This is a genomic window from Streptomyces lonarensis (assembly GCF_012033735.1).
Taxonomy (GTDB): domain Bacteria; phylum Actinomycetota; class Actinomycetes; order Streptomycetales; family Streptomycetaceae; genus Streptomyces; species Streptomyces lonarensis.
The window spans coordinates 1-3,276 of the sequence record NZ_JAAVJD010000377.1 but is presented as its reverse complement, the minus strand read 5'-3'; the positions used below and the strand labels follow the sequence as shown (position 1 = coordinate 3,276).

Here is a 3,276-nt window from a genome sequence, read left to right as displayed (position 1 = left end):
GACCGCCTGCCGGAGTTCGTGGCGGCGGTCTCCCCCCGGATGGCCGACCTGCCGGAGGTCGGACGTACCTGGGTGGTGCACGGCCGCCGCCGAGGGCGCGGGATGGGCGCGTCCGGCGGGGCGACGGCGGTGTTCGGTCCCGTCCAGGGTCACCCGAACGGCCCCGCCCGGCGAGTCGGACGCGTCGGCGTCACCCCGCGGCGCGCACCCCGGGTCACCCCGCGGCACGCACCCCGGGCCGTGCCGCGGCCTCCGGGACGCCGGCAGCGAGGCGGGCGTCCGCCCGCTCCGCGCCGTAGAGCAGGTCCACGACCATGAGGGCGGCGCCGAGCAGCCCGGCCCGCTCCCCCAGCCGTGAGGTCACCATCTGGAGGTGGACGGTGGTGCGGGGCATCGCCCGCTGGTAGAGCAGTTCCCGCACGCCGGTGAGGAAGGGCGGGCCCGCGAGGTCGCCGGCGATCATCAGCACACCGGGGTTGATCAGCGACACCACCGTCGCCAGCACCTCGCCGACCCGGCGGCCCGCCTCCCGCGCCAGCCGCACCGCCTCCGGGCGGCCGTCGGCGAGCAGGTCGCGCACCTCGGCCGCGGTGCGCGCCGTGACCCCGAGCGCGGTCAGCTGCTCGGCGAGCGCCCGCCCGCTGGCGACCGCCGCCAGACAGCCGTAGGAGCCGCAGCGGCAGAGCGCGTCGGACGCGTCCGCCAACCGGATGTGTCCGATGTCGCCCGCCCCGCCGTCGATGCCGCGGTACATGCCGCCGTCGACCACGAGGCCGGCGCCTATACCGGCACCCACCTTGACCAGCAGGAACGCCGAGCAGTCGGGGTGGCCGTGGCGCTGCTCGGCGTACGCCATCAGGTTGGCGTCGTTCTCCACCAGCACCGGCAGGTCGGGGCGGGTGCCGGCCTCGTCGGCGAGCCGCGTGCCGAGGAGGTCGGCGACGGGGTGGCCGTCCCAGCCGGGCATGATCGGCGGCTGCACCAGCCGCCCGTCGTCGACCGGGCCGGGGACGGCGAGCCCCACACCGCAGACCGCGTGCGCCGGGCGTTCGGCGTCGCCGAGGACGGCGGCTCCGAGCCGGGCGAGGAGCGGCAGCACCACCGCCGGGCCGTCCTCCACCTCCAGCGGCGCGGCCCGCTCGGCGAGCACGGCACCGCCGAGGTCGGTCACGGCGACGCGCGCGTGGCGGGTGTCGAGGTCGGCCGCGAGGACGACGGCGTGCGAGGTGTCGAACTCCAGCCGCAGGGCGGGGCGGCCACCGGTGGAGGCGCCGGCCGGGCCGGCCGCCTCGCGGACCCAGCCCGCGCCGAACAGCTGGTCGAGGCGGGCGCCGACCGTGGAGCGGGAGAGGGAGGTGACGCGTCGCAGCTCGCCCCGGGTGGTGGCGCGGCCGCTGCGGATCAGCTGCAGCAGCTGGCCCGCGCTCCCCTGGTTCATGACGGACTCCCGGTCCCGGGTGGTGACGGCGGTGGCGCCGCCCGGCGCACGAACCGCGGGGCGGCGGGACCACGCTACTCCCGTCCCGACCTGCATGTGACGTCGCATCACCGCCGGGGACCCGCCCTTCCGTCTACGTGCCTGGTACTAATATTCAGGCTTTTGCTTGTTAAGCAGGCGTAACCCTGCGGTATCTTCTGCATAAGCGATGCGGCGCGGCCGTGTCGGGAGCCCCGGCGTGGAGGCGGAATGCGGACTCGGCTGCTCACCACCGGCGCACGCCCCATCCACCCGCCCGAGCCCACGACCGCGCACGCCCGCGCGGTCGTCCACGGCGCGGCCCGGGTCCTGCGGGCCAACTGGACCGGCGCGTCCACCGTCCCCAGCCGCCGGCTCTACCCGCATCAGTGGAGCTGGGACTCGGCGTTCGTCGCGATCGGCCTGCGCCACCTGGACCCCGCCCGCGCCCGCCGCGAGCTGCGCAGCCTGTTCGCCGCGCAGTGGGACGACGGCCGGGTGCCGCACATCGTCTTCCACCCGGACGTCCCCGAGGGCGCCTACTTCCCCGGCCCGGGGTTCTGGCGCTCCTCGACCGCCGGCGCGGCGCACGGCGCCCCGCGGACTGCGGAGACCTCCGGCATCGTCCAGCCGCCGGTGCACGCACTGGCCGCCTGGCTGGTCCACCTCTCGGACCCGGCCGGTTCCGAGCGCGAGGGTTTCCTCGCCGCGCTCCACCGCCCGCTGCTCGCCTGGCAGCGCTACCTCACCGAGGTGCGCGACCTCGGCGGCGGCGGCCTGGCGTCGATCGTCCACCCCTGGGAGTCGGGGATGGACAACAGCCCCGCCTGGGACGCGCCGCTGGCACGGGTCGCCCCGGCCGACCCGGACGGCTTCCGCCGCGCCGACCTCGACCACGGCGCCGCCTGCGACCGGCCCACCGACCTGGACTACGGCCGCTACGTCGCGCTCGCCGCCGCCTACCGCGACGCCGGCTACGACGACCGCTCCGCCGACGCCTCCCCGCGGTTCGCCGTCGAGGACCCGGGGCTCAACGCGCTGCTGGTCGCCTCCGACCACGCGCTCGCCGACATCGCCGAGGCGCTCGGGCGGGACGCGAGCACCCACCGGGCGCAGGCCGCCGCCCGGACCGAGGCGCTCCACCGCAGGCTCTGGGACGAGCGGACCGGCCTCTTCCACGCCCGCGACCTGCACGACGACCGACTGCTCCCCGCCCGGGGCGCCGCCGGACTGCTGCCGCTGGTCGTCCCCGGGCTCCCGGCCGCCACCGCCGACCGGCTGCACCGCACCCTGACCGGGCCACACTTCCGGCTCGGCGCCGGCTGCCGCATGGTGCCCAGCCACGACCTGCTGGCGCCCGAGTACGACGCCGCCCGGTACTGGCGGGGGCCCGCCTGGTTCAACATCGCCTGGCTGGTCGAACGCGGCCTGCGGCTGCACGGGGCACGGCGCACCGCCGACGACCTGCGGACCGCCGCCGTCACCGCGGCGGCGGGTTCGGGCTTCGCCGAGTACCTCGACCCGCGCAGCCTCGGCGCCCACGGGGCGCGCGACTTCGCCTGGACCGCCGCGCTCGCGGTGGACCTGGCCACCGCCGTCCTCGCGGAACGCGGGGCGGCAACGCCCGCCGTCCCGACGACCGCCGCCCACCCGACCGCGCCCGCCGCACCTGCCGCGCGAGCGGCCGGCGGTCCGGACCTGCCGCACCCCCGGACCCCCGACGGTCCCGACGCCCACACCGACGCCCGCCCCCTGCAACTCGTCCACCGCGAGGCGCCGGTCACCGTCGGCGTCACCGACCAGCGGTCCCTGCCCCCGCA

2 protein-coding genes are annotated in these 3,276 nt (G+C 77.5%); one reads left to right on the top strand and one right to left on the bottom strand.

Features of this window, described 5'->3' with window-relative positions:
• Nucleotides 1-214: 214 nt before the first annotated feature.
• Complete coding sequence (locus tag HCN56_RS24675) at nt 215-1,438, bottom strand: ROK family protein (RefSeq protein WP_167974741.1); 1,224 nt, start codon at nt 1,436-1,438, stop codon at nt 215-217.
• 249 nt (nt 1,439-1,687) lie between these two features.
• On the opposite strand from HCN56_RS24675, the gene HCN56_RS24670 reads away from it, so the two are divergent.
• Nucleotides 1,688-3,276 (top strand): MGH1-like glycoside hydrolase domain-containing protein (locus HCN56_RS24670; RefSeq protein WP_209313157.1); only part of this gene is annotated, 1,589 nt, incomplete at its 3' end.

Bases quoted from the DNA above. Each gene is read 5' to 3' on its own strand.
- HCN56_RS24675 (WP_167974741.1), bottom strand. From the start codon at position 1,438: ATGAACCAGGGGAGCGCGGGCCAGCTGCTGCAGCTGATCCGCAGCGGC.